The sequence below is a fragment of the Mesorhizobium sp. M3A.F.Ca.ET.175.01.1.1 genome, assembly GCF_004791945.1.
In the GTDB taxonomy this organism is placed as follows: domain Bacteria; phylum Pseudomonadota; class Alphaproteobacteria; order Rhizobiales; family Rhizobiaceae; genus Mesorhizobium.
This window is the reverse complement of record NZ_SRTP01000003.1, coordinates 532,518-549,216: the sequence shown is the minus strand read 5'-3', so window position 1 is coordinate 549,216 and position 16,699 is coordinate 532,518. Positions and strand designations below refer to the sequence as shown.

15 protein-coding genes are annotated in these 16,699 nt (G+C 65.6%); 7 read left to right on the top strand and 8 right to left on the bottom strand.

Annotation, left to right across the window (positions count from 1 at the left end; genetic code table 11):
- The first annotated feature begins 75 nt into the window (after positions 1-75).
- The 3 genes from EN818_RS10650 to EN818_RS33590 all read left to right on the top strand — a co-directional run bounded on the left by EN818_RS10650 (position 76) and on the right by EN818_RS33590 (position 2,768).
- The gene (locus tag EN818_RS10650; protein WP_135904462.1) at positions 76-1,731 is read left to right on the top strand and encodes an acyl-CoA synthetase; all 1,656 of its coding nucleotides are present in this window, start codon (positions 76-78) and stop codon (positions 1,729-1,731) included.
- Between the two features lie 228 nt (positions 1,732-1,959).
- Entirely contained in the window at positions 1,960-2,307 is a 348-nt protein-coding gene (locus EN818_RS33595; RefSeq protein ID WP_245420615.1) for a type IV secretion system protein, read from the top strand.
- 92 nt (positions 2,308-2,399) lie between these two features.
- Complete coding sequence (locus tag EN818_RS33590) at positions 2,400-2,768, top strand: hypothetical protein (protein ID WP_245420613.1); 369 nt, start codon at positions 2,400-2,402, stop codon at positions 2,766-2,768.
- Positions 2,769-2,810: 42 nt separating this feature from the next.
- Here the strand turns inward: EN818_RS33590 and EN818_RS10640 are convergent, their stop codons facing one another.
- A complete protein-coding gene (locus EN818_RS10640) occupies positions 2,811-4,229 on the bottom strand; it encodes a hypothetical protein (protein ID WP_095808827.1) in 1,419 nt (472 codons plus the stop codon).
- Positions 4,230-4,678: 449 nt separating this feature from the next.
- Between EN818_RS10640 and htpG the strand changes: the two genes are divergently transcribed.
- Complete coding sequence (gene htpG / locus EN818_RS10635; RefSeq protein WP_095808826.1) at positions 4,679-6,571, top strand: molecular chaperone HtpG; 1,893 nt, start codon at positions 4,679-4,681, stop codon at positions 6,569-6,571.
- 276 nt (positions 6,572-6,847) lie between these two features.
- Here the strand turns inward: htpG and EN818_RS10630 are convergent, their stop codons facing one another.
- The 4 genes from EN818_RS10630 to EN818_RS10610 all read right to left on the bottom strand — a co-directional run bounded on the left by EN818_RS10630 (position 6,848) and on the right by EN818_RS10610 (position 10,777).
- Complete coding sequence (locus tag EN818_RS10630) at positions 6,848-8,470, bottom strand: ABC-F family ATP-binding cassette domain-containing protein (protein ID WP_135904460.1); 1,623 nt, start codon at positions 8,468-8,470, stop codon at positions 6,848-6,850.
- A 134-nt stretch (positions 8,471-8,604) separates the two neighbouring features.
- Positions 8,605-9,342, bottom strand: a complete 738-nt coding sequence (locus EN818_RS10625; protein ID WP_095808804.1) for a 2OG-Fe(II) oxygenase — start codon at positions 9,340-9,342, stop codon at positions 8,605-8,607.
- 479 nt (positions 9,343-9,821) lie between these two features.
- Complete coding sequence (locus EN818_RS10615) at positions 9,822-10,349, bottom strand: hypothetical protein (protein WP_095808802.1); 528 nt, start codon at positions 10,347-10,349, stop codon at positions 9,822-9,824.
- 5 nt (positions 10,350-10,354) lie between these two features.
- Positions 10,355-10,777 carry an OsmC family protein gene (locus EN818_RS10610; protein WP_095808824.1) on the bottom strand — a complete coding sequence of 141 codons (423 nt, stop codon included), beginning with the start codon at positions 10,775-10,777 and terminating at the stop codon, positions 10,355-10,357.
- Positions 10,778-11,013: 236 nt separating this feature from the next.
- On the opposite strand from EN818_RS10610, the gene EN818_RS10605 reads away from it, so the two are divergent.
- The 3 genes from EN818_RS10605 to EN818_RS10595 all read left to right on the top strand — a co-directional run bounded on the left by EN818_RS10605 (position 11,014) and on the right by EN818_RS10595 (position 13,501).
- On the top strand, positions 11,014-12,273 hold the full coding sequence (locus EN818_RS10605) for a cytochrome-c peroxidase (RefSeq protein WP_095808801.1): 1,260 nt from the start codon (positions 11,014-11,016) through the stop codon (positions 12,271-12,273).
- Positions 12,274-12,408: 135 nt separating this feature from the next.
- Positions 12,409-12,672 (top strand): hypothetical protein, encoded by a 264-nt coding sequence (locus tag EN818_RS10600; protein ID WP_095808800.1) that lies wholly within the window; start codon positions 12,409-12,411, stop codon positions 12,670-12,672.
- Positions 12,673-12,778: 106 nt separating this feature from the next.
- Complete coding sequence (locus EN818_RS10595; RefSeq protein WP_095808799.1) at positions 12,779-13,501, top strand: 3-keto-5-aminohexanoate cleavage protein; 723 nt, start codon at positions 12,779-12,781, stop codon at positions 13,499-13,501.
- A gap of 307 nt (positions 13,502-13,808) precedes the next feature.
- On the opposite strand, the gene EN818_RS10590 is transcribed toward EN818_RS10595, so the two are convergent.
- From EN818_RS10590 to EN818_RS10575, 3 genes are all read right to left on the bottom strand, one after another.
- Positions 13,809-14,180, bottom strand: coding sequence for a GFA family protein (locus tag EN818_RS10590; protein WP_245518815.1), 372 nt, complete (start codon positions 14,178-14,180; stop codon positions 13,809-13,811).
- A 378-nt stretch (positions 14,181-14,558) separates the two neighbouring features.
- Positions 14,559-15,617 (bottom strand): Gfo/Idh/MocA family oxidoreductase, encoded by a 1,059-nt coding sequence (locus EN818_RS10580; RefSeq protein ID WP_095808796.1) that lies wholly within the window; start codon positions 15,615-15,617, stop codon positions 14,559-14,561.
- A gap of 53 nt (positions 15,618-15,670) precedes the next feature.
- The gene (locus EN818_RS10575; RefSeq protein ID WP_095808795.1) at positions 15,671-16,456 is read right to left on the bottom strand and encodes a ThuA domain-containing protein; all 786 of its coding nucleotides are present in this window, start codon (positions 16,454-16,456) and stop codon (positions 15,671-15,673) included.
- Positions 16,457-16,699 lie beyond the last annotated feature (243 nt).

Here is a 16,699-nt window from a genome sequence, read left to right as displayed (position 1 = left end):
CCACGGCCATCTTTTCATGCAATCTCCCCCGATGGCGCGCTATGGGAGATATCCGCCGCCAAAGGGAGGATTGCCATGGCCAAAGCGCCCACGCTGCCGCGCTATGAGGATGCCGTCCAGCGCTTCCGCATCGAGGACGAGCTCGCGCGGCTTCACGGCGATCCGGCACGCGGCATCAATGCCTATGTCGAATGCTGCGGCCGCTACACGGGCGGGAACCGGCTGGCGCTGCGGGCGATCTCGGCCACTGGCGAGTTGCGCGAGTTCAGCTTCGATGATCTCGCCGACCTGTCGGGCCGCGCCGGCAACATGCTGAAGGATCTCGGCGTCGGCCCCGGCGACGTTGTGGCCGGCATGCTGCCGCGCATTCTGGAGCTGGTGGCGCTGATCCTCGGCGCCTGGCGCATCGGCGCGGTCTACCAGCCGCTGTTCACCGCCTTCGGCCCGAAGGCGATCGAGCATCGCCTGGGCTACAGCAAGGCGAAGCTTGTCGTCACCAATACCGCCAATCGCGGCAAGCTCGACGAGGTCGAAAAACGTCCGCGCATCGCCACCATCCTCGCTCCCGGCGAGACTTTGCCTGCCGGCGACATCGATTTCCGCGCAGCAATTGCCGCTGCCTCCCCCGACTGTGAGCCCGTGATGCGCAAGGGCTCGGACCTGTTCATGATGATGTCGACCTCCGGCACGACAGGGCACCCGAAGGGCGTGCCGGTGCCGCTCAACGCCCTGCTCGCCTTCGGCGCCTATATGCGCGACGCGATCGGGCTTCGCCCCGACGACGTGTTCTGGAACATCGCCGATCCCGGCTGGGCCTACGGGCTCTACTACGCCATCACCGGCCCGCTGCAACTCGGCATCGCCACGACTTTCTACGAAGGCGCCTTCAATTCCAGAAGCACCTATGACATCGTCGAGCGGCTCGGCGTCACCAGCCTTGCCGGCTCGCCCACCGCCTATCGCCTGCTGATGGCGGAAGGCGCCGAAGCCGCCGCGCGCATCAAAGGCAAGTTGCGCGTGGTGAGCAGCGCCGGCGAGCCGCTCAACCCGGAGGTGATCCGCTGGTTCGAGGCCCACCTCGCCGCGCCGATCCACGACCATTACGGCCAGACCGAGAACGGCATGATGGTCAACAACCATCATGGGCTGGCGCACCCGGTTCGCGCCGGTTCGGCCGGCTTTACCATGCCCGGCTTTCGCATGGTGGTGCTGGACGAGGCGGGCCGCGAGCTCGGCCCCAACCAGCCCGGCGTGCTTGCCGTCGATATCGCCCGCTCGCCGCTGCGCTGGTTCGAGGGCTACCACCAGGCGGAAACGCCGGCGATCGCGGGCGGCTATTACCGCACCGGCGACACGGTGGAATATGAGCCGGACGGCTCGGTCTCCTTCATCGGCCGCGCCGACGACGTCATCACCTCGGCCGGCTATCGCATCGGCCCGTTCGATGTCGAAAGCGCGCTGATCGAGCATCCGGCGGTCAACGAGGCGGCAGTGGTCGGCGTGCCGGACCCGCAGCGCACGGAGATCGTCAAGGCCTTCGTGGTGCTGGCGCCGGCTTTTCAGGGCAGCGAGGCGCTCGGCGAGGAACTCGCCCAGCATGTGAAAAAGCGGCTCTCGGCGCATTCCTATCCGCGCGAGGTCGAGTTCGTCACCGAACTGCCGAAGACGCCGAGCGGCAAGATCCAGCGCTTCTTGTTGAGGAAAGCGGAGGTGGAGAAGCGGAAGGGGTGAATCTCCCCCCTTGAGGAGGAGATGTCGCCGAAGGCGACAGAGGGGTCGTCTCGCGTGTGGCGCCAACGTAGATCGCCGAGCCCAGTCGAACCGACCCCCTCTGGCCGCTTCGCGGCCATCTCCCCCACGAGGGGGGAGATTAGCTGCGCCAAGTCTTTTTTTAGCCCAATCTTGGCTTCAAATGGGTTGGCGTTGTCTTCTGATAAACCGAAGGTGGGGAGCTATTTCATGCGGCTTATCTGGACGCTTCTCTTCACCCTCGCGAGCGGTCTGGCTTTCGCAGCCTCGCCGGAGGACGACTATATCGCCGCGCGCGACAAGGCGATCGCCGAGATCGCGGCGCAGGAAAGCGCGAATGCTGCGGTGGAAACGATCGATGCGACGAACACCAAGGCGCTTGCCGATCTGCAGGGGCGCCTTTCCGCGCTGCTTGGCCCGCTGGCGGTCGAGGATTTTCCCGCCAACGGAACCATCAATCTGGAAAGCCTCAGCGATTCCGATGTCGGGTTCGGCATGCTCGATGGGCTGAGATACGCCAAGAGCGATGAGGGTCCGAGCATATCGACGAGGCGCTGAAGCTCGATGCCTTCTACACCCAGGCGATCGGCGCCGACGCCGCTTTCGTCAAGACGCTCGACTTTGCGCTGAAGAAGCCCGAAGGCGCTGACATGGCGATCGCAAGGCTCGGCGGCTGGACACAGGATGTCGGGCCGATCTACGCCCAGCAGGTCGTGGTTGCGGTGGTCAAGGGCGATCGCGTGCTGATCGCGGAGGCACCCGCGGCACCCGCCGTCCCGAAGATCGCCGCCTGCGAGGCCGTGTGGACTGCGGCCGACGCCACCGCGCAGACATTCCAGCAGGCCTATCAGAACTCCGACCTCAAGGACCAGCAGGCCTATGATTCCGCCAATGCCGCCTGGGAAAAAGGCGACGGCGACTATCGCGCCTGCATGGGCCAGCGCCTGCCGGGCGACCCGGTGTTTCCGGCGCTGCTTGCCCAGGCGCAGGAGCTTGCCGACCATATGGCGGGCAAGTAGCCGGCTCCAGGAAGACCGCTACGCAATTTTCCTGGAATTGCTCTAGCCGGCGTTGAGCCGCAGGTTGCGCCGGGGCGTGCGGCGGGCGGTCGGGCGCACCACTTCCGCGATGATGCCGTTGGCCGGGGGCGCAACGTCGTTGCGCGACCTCGCATCCGTCACCCTGTGCAGCCGTTCGTAGGGAAGCAGCTCCTTGATGCGGGCGTTGAGCGTCACGATCTCGGCGCGCAGATCCTCGCACTCCTGCTTCTGGATATCGAGCTGGATCTGATCGGATGCCTGCTGCAGCGTAAGCTGCGAAAGGCTGGTGCTGGCCACCGACAGGTTCTTCTTGTCGATCTCGCTCTCGTTCCTGAGAACGGCCAGCCTTTCCTCCGCGATCTGGCGCTCGGTCATGGCATCGTTCAACTGCGCCCTGAGCCTGGTTAGCTCCGACAATGCCTCGCTCTGTTCGTTCGAAGCCTGCTCCAGTCGCGCCTGCAGCTCCTGGATCTCGGAACGCAGGCCGCGCATCTCGGCATGATTGCGGGCCAGTTCGGCCGCGCTATCGGCTTCCGCAATGCGGGCTGCCTCGGCGGCTTCGGCAAGCTTGGTCTGCGCCGTCTCGAGGGACTTCTGCAGGCGGGCCTCTTCCTTTTCGTGCCTGCCGAGCTGAGCCATCAGGTCGGCAACGCGCGCCGTCTCGCTGGCATGGGTTGCCGCGAACTCGTCGAACTTGTGGCGCGCCTCCGCCTCGCGCTTCTGCGCCTGCTCGAGGTCGACGGAAAGGCCGACCTGCTTTTCGCGCAGCAGCTTGTTCTCGGCAGCGCGCCTGTCGGACTCGACGGTCTTGGCCGCCAGGGACTTGACGACCTCGCCGAACTCCGCCTTGCGCCTGGCGTTCTCATTGCCCATCTCGACCAGTTCGAGCCGCACCGCAGCAAGGGCATCGCGCAGCGACTCCCGGTCCTGGACCAGGCTCGCCTCGCGCTGCTGCCAGGCCTCGGCCGCGCCGTCGCGCTCGCGCTGCTTCCTGGCGGCGTCGAGCAGTTGCTCCGACAGGATCTTGTGTTCCGCGGTCAAGGCCGCGTTGGTCAGTTCCATCTCGTTGGCGCGCAGAACGTCGCCATGCAGGACGTTCAAAACATCGCGCGTCATCTGATGCGCGGTGGTGATTTCGGCCAGTTTTGCCTCGATCTCCTCCAGATAGCCCTGCCCGTCGCGGAAAAGCTCGGCGACGGCCTCCAAGGCTGCCAGCCGCGTCTGGGTGTGCGCGGTAAGCCGCGATGCCGGGGCTTCGGACTGGGCTTCAGCGGGCTCGTCCCCGTCGCTCGCCGCCAGGTCGGCGGCCGCCTCGTCCTCCAGGGACGTCTCCTCGTCAGCCGCAAGACATTCCTCGAAAGCCTCCGCCAAATCCGACTGAAGTTCTTGAAATTCCTTATCTACGTCCTCGGCCCGCTTGATCAGAGACCTAAAATTCATAACCACATACCCCTTACGCTTACACCGGCGAGTACTTAACGAATTCCTAATCTAGCTCTTTACGTTCCGTACGGGAAGCCTCCCCGAAAGAAGGATAAATTAAGGTTATCGTAGCTTTCCAGACGCTTGCCCGGCGTTCCGCCAGCGCCACCTCTGCCGCTGGCGCTAAGTGCCTTTTCGATCTCGCCGGCGGCAGGATGCGCGTCGCGCCAGGCGCGCTAAGTTATTGTTTTGACGCATGTCGTTGGCCCGAAACCGCGGCACAGGCTCAGGCAGCATGCTTCAGTTGGCCCCGCCCCTTGTTGCCTTCGCGCGCCATCACGATATTGTCAGGCCGAAGGCGGTCTCGGCCGGGCCGGGCTGCCGGCACAATTGAAATGATCTTAACGATGATGTCCCGAACGCGCTTCCGCGCGCCGAGGCAGAAGGAAGACTTGGGAAGTTTCTGAATGACGACGGATACCAAACAGGCTGAAACCAGGACATTCGAGGCGGACGTCTCGCGGCTGCTGCACATGATGGTGCATTCGGTCTATTCCGACCGGGACGTGTTCCTGCGCGAGCTGATCTCCAACGGCGCCGACGCCAGCGAGAAGCTGCGCTTCGAGGCGATCAGCCGCCCGGAACTGCTGGGCGACGACCCAAAGCCGCGCATCACCATTTCCGCCGATCCGGACAACAAGCAGCTCGCCGTCGAGGACAACGGCATCGGCATGGCTCGCGACGAAATGGCGGAGGCGCTGGGAACCATCGCCCGCTCCGGCACGCGCGCCTTCATCGAGCGCATCGAGGCCGGCAAGGCGAGCGAGGACTCGCAGCTCATCGGCCAGTTCGGCGTCGGCTTCTACTCCGTCTTCATGGTCGCCGACCATGTTGACGTCATCAGCCGCCAGGCCGGCAGCGAGGAGGCCTGGCGCTGGTCCTCCGACGGCAAGGGCACCTACGAGATCGCTCCGGTGCCGCTCACTGCTGCGCCGAAGCGCGGCACGCGCGTCGTGCTGCACCTGATGGAGGACGCGACCTCCTACACCACGCCTTACCGGCTGGAAGGCCTGGCGAAGTCGCAGTCGGGCCATGTGCCGGTGCCGATCGCGCTGGTCGAGAAGCCTGGCGCCGAGGCGCGCGACATCGCAGACGGCACGGCGCTGTGGGTGAGGCAAAAGAGCGAGATCAAACCGGAAGAGTATACCGACTTCTACCGCAGCATCGCCGGCCAGTATGACGAGCCGGCGACCACCATCCATTTCCGCGCCGAGGGCCGGCAGGAATACAGCGTGCTGGCCTTCGTGCCGGGCTCGCGCCCGTTCGACCTTTTCGACCAGGACCGCAAGGGGCGCATGAAGCTCTATGTGCGGCGCGTCTTCATCACCGACGACGCCGACGTGGTGCCGCGCTATCTGCGCTTCGTGCGCGGGCTGGTCGATTCCGCCGACCTGCCGCTCAATGTCTCGCGTGAGATGATCCAGGAAAGCCCGCTGCTCGCCTCGATCCGCAAGGGTGTGACCAACCGCGTGCTCGGCGACCTCGCCAAGCTGGCCGACAACGACGCCGAGGCCTATGCCAAGGTCTGGGAGAACTTCGGCGTCGTGCTCAAGGAAGGTCTCTACGAAGACTACGAGCGGCGCGAGCAGCTCATGAAGCTCGCCCGCTTCCGCTCGACGGCTTCCAGCGATGCCTTGCGCAGTCTCGCCGATTATGTCGCGGCGATGAAGGAAGGCCAGAAGGCGATCTTCTTCATGGCCGGCGACGATCGCGCCCGGTTGGAGGCCTCGCCGCAGCTCGAAGGGTTCAGGGCGCGCGGCATCGAGGTGCTGCTGTTGACCGACCCCGTCGACAGTTTCTGGGTGACGATGGCGCCCGAGTTCGACGGCAAGCCGTTGAAGTCGGTCACGCAGGGCGCGGCCGAACTGACCGATATTCCCCTGCTCGACGCGTCGGCGAAACCCGCGGCCGAGACGACGCCTGAGATCGACGGCTTCCTCACGTTCGTCAAGTCGACGCTCGGCGACGAAGTCGCGGACGTGAAGGCCTCCGACCGGCTGACCGAAAGCGCGGTGTGCCTGGTGGCGCCCGAGCACGGCCCGGACCGGCAGTTCGAGCGGCTGCTCAACGCCGCCGGCCGGCTCGACAAGGCCGCCAAGCCGATCCTCGAGATCAACCCGCGCCACGAGCGCGTCGCCGCACTGGCCAGGCTCGGCGACGACGAGCGCGGTTTCAAGGAAGACGCCGCGCACCTCCTCTATGACGAGGCGCGCGTGCTCGACGGCGACAAGCCGGCCGATGCCAGGGCCTTCTCGGCGCGCCTGGCGCGGCTGATCGAGCGCGGGTTGGCGAAGGGGTGAGAGAAGGGATCGGTCGCGATCCTTCTCGCCCCCCTCTGTCCTGCCGGACATCTCCCCCACTTGGGGGGAGATTGGCAGCTTCGGCGCGTCGCTCATGCCTGCAATGTTGCCGATTGGCGAAAGCCGCGGCGACATCCGATCTCCCCCCAAGTGGGGGAGATGTCCGGCAGGACAGAGGGGGGCGCTGTCCCGCCGGCGTTTTCAATGCCACCGCCGCAACGCCAACAGGTCGCGGCAGGTGTCTTCGAGTCTCGCGCGGCTTCGCCCTGCCTTCCCCTACCCCCTCAAGCCCGGCGCTTCCTGGCCGGTGCGGGCAACATACTCCGTGTAGCCGCCGCCATAGGTGTGGATGCCATCCGGCGTGAGCTCCAGCACGCGGTTGGAAAGCGCGGCCAGGAAATGGCGGTCGTGCGAGACGAAGAGCATGGTGCCTTCATATTGCGCAAGCGCCTCGATCAGCATCTGCTTGGTCGCCATGTCGAGGTGGTTGGTCGGCTCGTCGAGCACCAGCAGGTTCGGCGGATCGAACAGCATCAGCGCCATCACCAGCCGTGCCTTCTCGCCGCCAGAGAGGACGCGGCATTTCTTCTCGATCTCGTCGCCGGAAAAGCCGAAGCAGCCGGCAAGGGCCCGCAGCGGCGCCTGGCCGGCCTGCGGGAAACTGTCCTCCAGCGTCTGAAAGACGGTGCGCTCGCCGTCGAGCAACTCCATGGCGTGCTGGGCGAAATAGCCCATCTTGACGCTCGGGCTCCGGGCCACCGAGCCCTCATCCGGCTCGGAGGCGCCGGCGACAAGCTTCAGCAGCGTCGACTTGCCGGCGCCGTTGACGCCCATCACGCACCAGCGCTCGCGGCGGCGGATCTGGAAGTCGAGGCCGGCATAGATCGAGCGGCTGCCGTAGCTTTTGTGGATGTTCTTCAGCGTCGCCACGTCCTCGCCGCAGCGCGGCGCCGGCTGGAACTCGAAGGCCACCGTCTGGCGGCGCTTCGGCGGCTCGACGCGGTCGATCTTGTCCAGCTTCTTCACCCGGCTCTGCACCTGCGCGGCATGCGAGGCGCGCGCCTTGAAGCGCTCGATGAAGGCGATCTCCTTGGCGAGCATCGCCTGCTGGCGCTCGAACTGCGCCTGCAGTTGCTTGTCGGCCAGCGCGCGCTGCTCCTGGTAGAACTCGAAATTGCCGGAGTATGAGGTCAGCGCGCCGGCGTCGATCTCGATCACCTTTGAGACGATACGGTTCATGAACTCGCGGTCATGCGAGGTCATCAGCAGCGCGCCGTCATAATCCTTCAGGAATTTCTCCAGCCAGATCAGGCTTTCGAGGTCGAGGTGGTTGCTCGGCTCGTCGAGCAGCATGACGTCCGGCCGCATCAAGAGGATGCGGGCGAGCGCGACGCGCATCTTCCAGCCGCCGGAGAGTTTTGCGACGTCGCCGTCCATCATCTCCTGGCTGAAGCCGAGACCGTCCAGCACCTCGCGGGCGCGGCCGTCGAGCGCATAACCGTCGAGTTCCTCGAAGCGATGCTGCAATTCGCCGTAGCGTTCTATGATCTGATCCATCTCGTCGGCGCGGTCGGGGTCGCCCATGGCGTGTTCGAGCTCGCGCATCTCGGCCGCCACCGCGCTCACCGGGCCGGCACCCTCCATCACCTCGGCGACGGCGCTTAGTCCCTCCATGTCGCCGACATCCTGGCTGAAATAGCCGATGGTGACGCCGCGCTCGACCGAGACCTGGCCCTCGTCCGGCTGCTCCTGGCCGATGATCATGCGAAACAGCGTCGTCTTGCCGGCGCCGTTCGGGCCGACGAGGCCGATCTTCTCGCCCTTCTGCAGAGCGGCCGAGGCTTCGATGAAGACGATCTGACGGCCGTTCTGCTTGCCGATGTTTTCGAGACGGATCATGGGCTCGTAGGGGAGTAGGGGAGTAGGGGAGTAGGGGAGTAGGGGAGTAGGGCCAATAAGGGAATGCGCGGGATAAGGGAACCCCTTATCCGCCGCTTTCAGCGGTCACACTCTACTGACTAGCTCCCCTACTCTCACTTCGCATCGTGGAAGATGATCCCCACCGTATGCCGGCGCCCCGACCGCAGGCGGCTGACGCCGTGGCGCAGGTTCACTCGATAGAATCCCTTGGTGCCCTGTACCGGCCTGTTATGCACGGCGAAGATCACCGCGTCGCCTTTTCTTAGCGGCACCACTTCGGCGCGGCTCTGCATGCGCGGGCGCTGCTCGGTGAGCACGAACTCGCCACCGGTGAAATCCTCGCCGGGTTCGCAGAGCAAGATTGCCACCTGCAGCGGAAAGGCGAGCGCGCCGTAGAGATCCTGATGCAGGCAGTTGAAGTCGCCGGGGCCGTATTGGAGCAGCAGCGGCGTCGGCTTGTTCTGGCCCTCGTCATGGCAGCGCTTGAGGAAGGAAGCGTGATCGGAAGGATAGCGCAAGGCTGCGCCCATCTTGTCGTTCCAGTCGTTCGCGATGCCGGCAAGGCGCGGATAGAGCGCGGTGCGCAGGCCCTGGATCAGGTCGGGCAGCGGATATTTGAAATACCGGTACTCGCCCCTGCCGAAACCATGGCGCGCCATCACCACATGGCTGCGGAAATGTTCTTCGTGCGGATAGAGGGCGGCGATCTCGGCGCATTCCTCGGCCGACAGCAGGCCCGGCAGGACAGCGCAGCCATAGGCGTTGAGGTCGGAGACGACGCCGCGCCAGTCCAGCGCGGCGACGCGGGGCTCGGCGGAACGGGTTGCTCGCTTCGTGTCCAGGATGGTCATGAGCGCCTCCTTCGGTCGGTATCAAAGTGGGGCGGCGGCCATGCTGCGGCCACCCGATTCCTGCGGAGATGCGGAATCGGATTGTTGCAAATGCTGGCGGGACAGCGCCCCCCTCTGTCCTGCCGGACATCTCCCCCACCGATGGGGAGATTGGCAGCGTCGCCCTTTCTGCAACGTTGGCGATTGGCGAAACCCGCACGGCATCCAATCTCCCCCCTCGTGGGGGAGATCTCCGGCAGGACAGAGGGGGGCGCGAAGGATCGCGACCTCAGTTTCCTTGTGCCTCTTCGCAACCCTCGCTGCGAACCCGCCACCACCATACCCTGCGGCGGAATGCCTGCTGCGGGCGCGCCGCCTCGCGGCCCGCCTCGATGGTGCGCTCGACCTGCTCCGCGACATCATCGGGCGCCTGGAGCACGTCATGGCTGAGGCGGTGGCGCGCGTGCCGCCAACCGAGAAGGCAGCGCACCGCCTTGGTCTCAAGCCTTCCGGCGATATGCCTCCAGCTCCGGATCGAGGTCCACCTTCACCGCGTTGGTGAACACGCAGGTCGCTACCATGATGCCGGCAAACGCGACGAGGTTGACGAGCAGCGCCTCGTCGTAGCGCGCATTGAGCGCGGCCCAGGTGGCGTCCGGCAGGGCATTGGCGTCGGCGGCGACCGCCTTGGCGAAATCGATCAGCAGCGCCTCGTCGGCGGTCGGAACGATCGTGTCGGGATCGAGGCCATTATCGATCAGCGCGCGGCGGAAGAAGGCGACCGGGACTTCGGCGCGAAGCGTCTCGGATATCGCCTTCGAGAACAGCCATATGGCGCGGTCGTCGAGCCTGGGCCGCAAGAGATCGCGCAGCGTGAACCATTCGGCATAGATGCGATGTGCCGCCGGCGAGTGCAGCAGGATGCGCTTCATGTTGGTCATGTGGCCGCGCAATGCGAGTTCCCGATCGTGCTCGGCACGGATTTCCGCCGTGGCGGTCGCGTAGTCGATGGGGGAAAGACGCGCCATCGCCCTCACCCCAACATCGCACGCAGCACCGGCGCGCCGCGCAGCGTGTTGGAAACGGTGCAGATATTTTCCGCATCCTCCACGATCTGCTGCTTGGTGGCCGCGTCGAGATCGCCGCCGATGTCCAGCCTGATGTTGAATGTCTCGACGCGTGACGGCTCGTCCTTCGCCTTCTCGCCGCTGACCTCAGCCCTCACCTCGCCGAGCCGGTCGGCGACCCCGAGCCGGCTCGCGGCGATGCGGGCGCTGAGCACCATACAGGCGGCCAAGGACGCGTAGAGCAGGTCGAGCGGGTTGAAGCCGGGCGCGCTCACCGAGGTCACCACATCGACAGCGCCGCCGGTCGGCGTCGTCACCGAAGGCAGTCCGCCCGGCGGCAGGACGGCAGAAGCGCCGGTAGCGCGGGTTCTTATTTTGAGCTCGCCCATCGAATGTCCTTCGTCCGATCTGACATCCATAGATAAGGGATAGGCATTGGCGAGGACAACCGCCAAGGGTCGGCGCGGCGATGACCAATTGGCATCGGCGCCCCACCAGCTGCGCTTGCTGCGATCGGTACTCCCTTCGTCATACACAGCGCCATCGGGCCGGCCAATCGGCGGCTTGCCGCAGGCGGCCAAGCGATCTTATCGTAGCCGCGGATCTGGATGGCAGCAGCGGTGTGATGACGACGAAACGATGGAAAAGCCAGGCGATCGCCGTTGCGGCAGTCACGATCTTCGGCGTGGCTCTGCCGGCAAACACGGCACCGGCGGGCAGCGTAAAACCCGGCCCGATGTCGCGCGCCGAGGCCTTCGCGCGCGCCGAGGCGCTGACGGCGCTAGGGCGAAGAATGTTCTTCGATCCGTCGTTGTCGGCGTCGGGCAAGCAAGCCTGCTCGTCCTGCCACGATCCGAACCATGCTTTCGGTCCGGCCTCTGCCGCGCCGGTCGAGATGGGCGGGCCGAACCTCGACCAGCCGGGCCAGCGGGCGGTTCCGTCGCTGCGCTACCTGCAGGCGGCGCCCGCCTTCACCGAGCATTTCTACGATTCCGAGGATGAAGGCGACGAAAGCGTCGACAACGGCCCGACCGGCGGGCTGACCTGGGACGGTCGCGCCGACCATGGCAAGGACCAGGCGAGGATCCCGCTCCTGTCGCCCTTCGAGATGGGCAACAAGGACGAGGCCCAAGTGGTCGCGGCACTCGGCAAGGCGCCCTACGCCGAAGCCTTCAAGGCGGCGTTCGGCGCCGACGTGTTCGAGCACCCGCAGGAGGCCTTCGACGCGGCGATCGAAGCGCTCGGCACGTTCGAGCAGAGCAGCGCCGATTTCTATCCCTATTCCAGCCGCTACGACGCGTTCCTCGCCGGCAAGGCGACCCTGACCGCGCAGGAGCTGCGCGGCCGCGCGCTGTTCGAGGACGAGAGCAAGGGCAATTGCGCGAGCTGCCACTTGAGCGAACCCGCCAATAACGGCGAGCCGCCGCAATTCACCGATTTCGGCCTGATCGCCATCGGCATGCCGCGCAACCCGGCGATTGCCGCCAATGCCGATCCCAACCATTTCGACCTCGGCCTCTGCGGGCCGCTGCGCACCGACTTCAAGGGCCGCAGCGAATATTGCGGCCTGTTCAAGACGCCGACGCTGCGCAACGTGGCGCTGCGCAAGAGCTTCTTCCACAACGGCCATATTCATACGCTGCGCGAGGCAGTGGCCTTCTACGCCAGCCGCGACAGCGACCCCGGCCGCTGGTATCCGAAAAACGCCGACGGCACGGTCAACAAATTCGACGATCTGCCAAAGGCCTACTGGGGGAACCTCAACACTGACCTGCCCTTCGATGGCAGGAAGCCGGGCGACAAACCGGCGCTGACCGACGCCGAAATCGACGACATCGTCGCCTTCCTCGGCACGCTGACCGATGCCGACCAGGCGGGGCAGTGAGGAGCCGCAGCACGTAGAACGAACGCCTGTCTGCCGGCATCGAGCGATCCGCGCAAAGCGGCCCAATGTGGGCTCGGTCACAGCAGCGGCGGGCAGCGGCTGCCATACTTCTCGCGATTGGCGATGGGGTATCCAATGAGGTTCGTGGCGGTGCTGGACCCGGCCGACAACTGGGCTGTGGTTGATACGACCAATGACGTACCCGCCGAATATGCGGGCCGCGTGCTCATCGGCCTGACCGTGCAGGAAGTTCGCTGGTTCACGGTCGCGGCCAATGAGGAAATTGGGCGCCGGGGAGCCAAGGCGCCCAGGCTGCGTCAAGGTTCGTGCAGCGAACACCGACAGCCAGGAAAAAACGCAGGCGAACAAAGCGATTGGGACGGCGCGCTGCCGCATTGATTCAAGCGGCGCGTGCTTGCGCCAAAGCCAAGGATTTCGCCGCGGCCATTTCCGGTTCCCCTGCCCTGCGCTAGACTCCCGCCAGCCGCAACAGGATTGCCTCGCCATGATCGTCCAGGCCTGCATCAACGGGGCACGCCCCGCCGATTTCCACCCTGCCCTGCCGCTCGACGCGCATGCCATGGCGCAGGAAGGCGCAGCTTCGGTCGCGGCGGGCGCCGCCGAGCTGCATGTCCATGCGCGCGGCGCCGACCGACAGGAAAGCCTGCAGCCGGAAGCGATGGACAGGACGGTGGCGGCGCTGCGCCATGCCTGCCCAGGCACGCTGATCGGCGTTTCGACCGGGGCCTGGATCGAAAAGGACGACCGGCGCACGCTGGCCGCCATCGCCGGCTGGCAGGAATTGCCCGACTACGCTTCGGTCAACCTCGGCGAAGCCGCGGCACCTGAAGTGATGGAAGCCTTGCGCGGCCGCGGCATCGGCATCGAGGCCGGGCTTGCCTCGATCGGCGATGCCTTGCGGCTGGCCAGCCTCGACCATGGCGGGCGGGTGCTGCGCGTGCTGATCGAGATTTCCGAGCAGCCGGCGGAGGACGCCTTTGCGGTCGCCGACAGCATCCAAAAGGTGCTGGAGCGCGCCGGCATCCACCGCTCGATCCTGCTGCATGGCGAGAACGCGACGGTGTGGCCCTTCGTCGAGCGGGCGGCGTCGCGCAAGTTTTCGACGCGGGTCGGGCTGGAGGACGGCAAGGAGCTGCCGGACGGCAGTGTTGCCGACGGCAATGCTGCGCTGGTGGCGGCGGCGGTGGGGATTTATCGCTCTCGGTGAAAATGGCCAGGCTGGCGGGACAGCGCCCCCCTCTAGCCTGCCGGCCATCTCCACTTGGGGCCCACTTAGGGGGGAGATTGGCACTTCACGGACGGCGCCCTTCCTTGAAGTGTTGGTGATTGGCGAAAGCGGGCGCGACATCGATCTCCCCCCTCGTGGGAGAGATGTCCGGCAGGACAGAGGGGGGCCGTAGAGTGCCAACCTTACTCAAAAATGATTGAAGGGGAGCGCCGACCCCCTCTCCGTCCCATTCGCGGGGCAGGAACCAAAGCTGGCAGTCACCCGAACTTCGCCAGCGGCTCGGCGTTTATCTCGACCCACTGGCAGCGCCGGCTGTCGTGGTAGAAGGACTGGAAGGGCGGCGGAAAGACGGATCCGCAAAGGCGCCGACCGGGATGGCGGTAAGCCCGGGCTGTGTGTCGATGCGATAGTGGACGGTGGTCCCGCAATCCGGGCAGAAGCTGTAGGTGACATGGCCGCCCTGCTCGCCGACGCGGATGAACTGCAAGGCACGGCCCTCGATCGCCACGTCGGTCTCGGCAAAGCGCACATTGTAGCTGAAGGCGCTGCCGGTGCGACGCTTGCAGTCGAGGCAATGGCACACCGAGATGCGGACCGGCTCACCCGTGCAGGTGGCTGACAGCTGGCCGCAGCAACATTCGGCGCGACGCGTGACCATGCTGGCTCCTTTCGCTTCCTGCTTCCTGCACGAGAGGTACGGATCCAGCACCTTATGCAGTTCGGCGGTGTGGCGGAAGGATGCCAGCCGTCCAATTCCGCAATCACCGGGGTGGGCGAGTTTCCGATACAATCTCGTCGGTGTTCTCAATTGGGAAGTAGCCGATAGGCCGGCGGGACAGCGCCCCCCTCTGCCCTGCCGGGCATCTCCCCCACTTGGGGGGAGATTGGCAGCTCCGCGGACGGCGCCCTTCTTCGAACTTGGTGGTTGGCGAACGCCGGCGCGACATCGATCTTCCCCCTCGTGGGCCCCTCGTGGGGGAGATGTCCGGCAGGACAGAGGGGGGCGCCGTGGAGTGCCAACCTCTCCCTCCGAAACTCACTGCGTATCCGCCTTGGCCCTCAGTTCTGCGCGCTTCTCATCCGACACCACGGCCAGATCCAGCACCTTCTGCAGGCCCGCCGCGTGGCGGAAGCTTGGCTCGGTCTGCACACCGCTCCTGACTGCTTCGACGAAGCGCTGGTAGTTGGTCGGCACGGTGCCGGCGTCGAGCTCCTGCCATTCGGCGTTTTCGACATTGGCGCCGACACAGGCCTTCAGCAGCGAGCCGTCGAGATTGTGCACCACCTCGATGCCACCCTTGTCGCCATAGATGCGCAGCCTGAGCTCGTTGAGATGACCGCTGGCCCAACGGCTTGCATGCACGACGCCGAAGGCGCCGTTCGAAAAATCGAGCGTCATGGCGAAGCTGTCATTGGCATCGAGCTCGTACTCGCCGATGCGGTTTTGCGGCGCCTTGTCGAAGGTGCGCAGCCGGCAGAAGACATGGTCGATGTCGAGGGCTGCGCCATAGCTGGCGAAATCGAGGATATGGATGCCGACATCGCCGAGCACGCCGTTGGAGCCATGGCCGCGCGACAGCCGCCACAGCCATTTCGGATCGGTGCGCCAGTCGCCCCAGAATTTCGACACCAGCCAGCTCTGCAGATAGGATGCCTCGACATGGCGCACGGTGCCGATCTCGCCCGCCTGCACCATCTGCCGCGCCATCTGCAAAGGCGCGACATTGCGGTAGGTGAGGTTGACCATATTGACAATGCCGGCGGCTTCCGCGGCATGCGCCATCTCGTCGGCCTTGCCGAAATTTTCGGCCAGCGGCTTCTCGCACAGCACCGGCTTGCCGGCGGCGATCAGCGCCATGGTGGTCGGGTGGTGGATGCGGTCGGGCGTGACATTGGCGACCGCGTCGAATTGGCCCCAATCGATCGCGGCCTCCAGCGAGGTGAAGCGCTTCGGGATCTTATGGCTGTCGGCGAAGTCGCCGACACGCGCCGCATCGACGTCGACCGCGCCGACGATGTCGACGCCCGCGATGGCGCTAAAGCGGCGGGCATGTTCCTGCGCCATCCAGCCGGTGCCGAGTATCAAAAGCCGCATTGTGCTCCTCCGAGCGAAGTGTCCGGTTCAAATCAGTGGGGCGGAAAATCGGGTTAGCGGAAGCCCGCCTCGCCCGGCGCGTGCAGCTTGCCGCCGCGCTCGACGATCGGCTCCAGCGCCTTGTCCACCGGCACGTTCGGCGCGGCGAGGATGGCGGGCTTGGCCCCTTGCGGGTTGTGCGCCCACTTCACCGCATTGCGCAGCACCTTCTGCACGGTCGGATCGTGGTAGGTCGGATAAGTCTCGTGGCCAGGCCGGAAATAGAAGACATTGCCGGCGCCACGCCGGTAGGTGAGCCCGGAGCGGAACACCTCGCCGCCCTGGAACCAGGAGATGAACACCGTCTCCAGCGGCTCCGGCACGGCGAACTGCTCGCCATACATCTCCTCGTATTCGAGCTCGAAAAACTCGCCGATACCTTCGGCGATCGGATGGCTGGGGCTGGTCACCCATAGCCGCTCGCGCTCGCCGGCCTCGCGCCATTTCAGCGTGCAGGGCGTGCCCATCAGCCGCTTGAAGATTTTCGAGAAGTGACCGGAATGGAGAACAATCAGCCCCATGCCTTCGAAGACCCGGCGCGCCACGCGCTCGACCACCTCGTCGGCGACCGCACCATGGTCCTTGTGGCCCCACCAGACGAGCACGTCGGTTTCGGCGAGGCGGGATTCCGACAAGCCGTGCTCGGGCTGCTCCAGCGTCGCGGTCGAGGCGGAGATCGCGGTCTCGGCGTTCAACGCCTTGGCGATGGTGGCGTGCATACCTTCCGGATAGATACCGGCGACCAGCTCATTGGTCCGCTCATGGATGTTCTCGCCCCAGACGACAGCGCGAATTGTCATGGATAGCCTCGTGAATGCTGGTGGGGTTTGAGCCGCCCGCGGCCATAGATAAAGCGTTCGGCCGACATTGAAAGGGCTTTCAAGGCCAGCGGCTCTGTCAGGCAGATGCGAAGGGTCCGCGTGACAGCGTGACAGAACGGCATGCCAGCCTGAAAGGGTCCTTACCGAACAACAACATACACCCTTATGCTGCCGCTTTGATTCAACCTCGGCCGGGCCGATTGGCAAGCGCCCTTTCCCGTG

Excerpts from the sequence above, each read along its gene's own strand:
- EN818_RS10580 (WP_095808796.1), bottom strand. The coding sequence starts at position 15,617 with ATGCGGCTTTTGATACTCGGCACCGGCTGGATGGCGCAGGAACATGCC.
- EN818_RS10625 (WP_095808804.1), bottom strand. The coding sequence starts at position 9,342 with ATGACCATCCTGGACACGAAGCGAGCAACCCGTTCCGCCGAGCCCCGC.
- EN818_RS10595 (WP_095808799.1), top strand. The coding sequence starts at position 12,779 with ATGATCGTCCAGGCCTGCATCAACGGGGCACGCCCCGCCGATTTCCAC.
- EN818_RS10630 (WP_135904460.1), bottom strand. The coding sequence starts at position 8,470 with ATGATCCGTCTCGAAAACATCGGCAAGCAGAACGGCCGTCAGATCGTC.
- EN818_RS10640 (WP_095808827.1), bottom strand. The coding sequence starts at position 4,229 with ATGAATTTTAGGTCTCTGATCAAGCGGGCCGAGGACGTAGATAAGGAA.
- EN818_RS10615 (WP_095808802.1), bottom strand. The coding sequence starts at position 10,349 with ATGGCGCGTCTTTCCCCCATCGACTACGCGACCGCCACGGCGGAAATC.
- EN818_RS33595 (WP_245420615.1), top strand. The coding sequence starts at position 1,960 with ATGCGGCTTATCTGGACGCTTCTCTTCACCCTCGCGAGCGGTCTGGCT.
- EN818_RS10650 (WP_135904462.1), top strand. The coding sequence starts at position 76 with ATGGCCAAAGCGCCCACGCTGCCGCGCTATGAGGATGCCGTCCAGCGC.
- EN818_RS10605 (WP_095808801.1), top strand. The coding sequence starts at position 11,014 with ATGACGACGAAACGATGGAAAAGCCAGGCGATCGCCGTTGCGGCAGTC.
- EN818_RS10600 (WP_095808800.1), top strand. The coding sequence starts at position 12,409 with ATGAGGTTCGTGGCGGTGCTGGACCCGGCCGACAACTGGGCTGTGGTT.
- EN818_RS33590 (WP_245420613.1), top strand. The coding sequence starts at position 2,400 with ATGGCGATCGCAAGGCTCGGCGGCTGGACACAGGATGTCGGGCCGATC.
- EN818_RS10610 (WP_095808824.1), bottom strand. The coding sequence starts at position 10,777 with ATGGGCGAGCTCAAAATAAGAACCCGCGCTACCGGCGCTTCTGCCGTC.
- htpG (WP_095808826.1), top strand. The coding sequence starts at position 4,679 with ATGACGACGGATACCAAACAGGCTGAAACCAGGACATTCGAGGCGGAC.
- EN818_RS10590 (WP_245518815.1), bottom strand. The coding sequence starts at position 14,180 with ATGGTCACGCGTCGCGCCGAATGTTGCTGCGGCCAGCTGTCAGCCACC.
- EN818_RS10575 (WP_095808795.1), bottom strand. The coding sequence starts at position 16,456 with ATGACAATTCGCGCTGTCGTCTGGGGCGAGAACATCCATGAGCGGACC.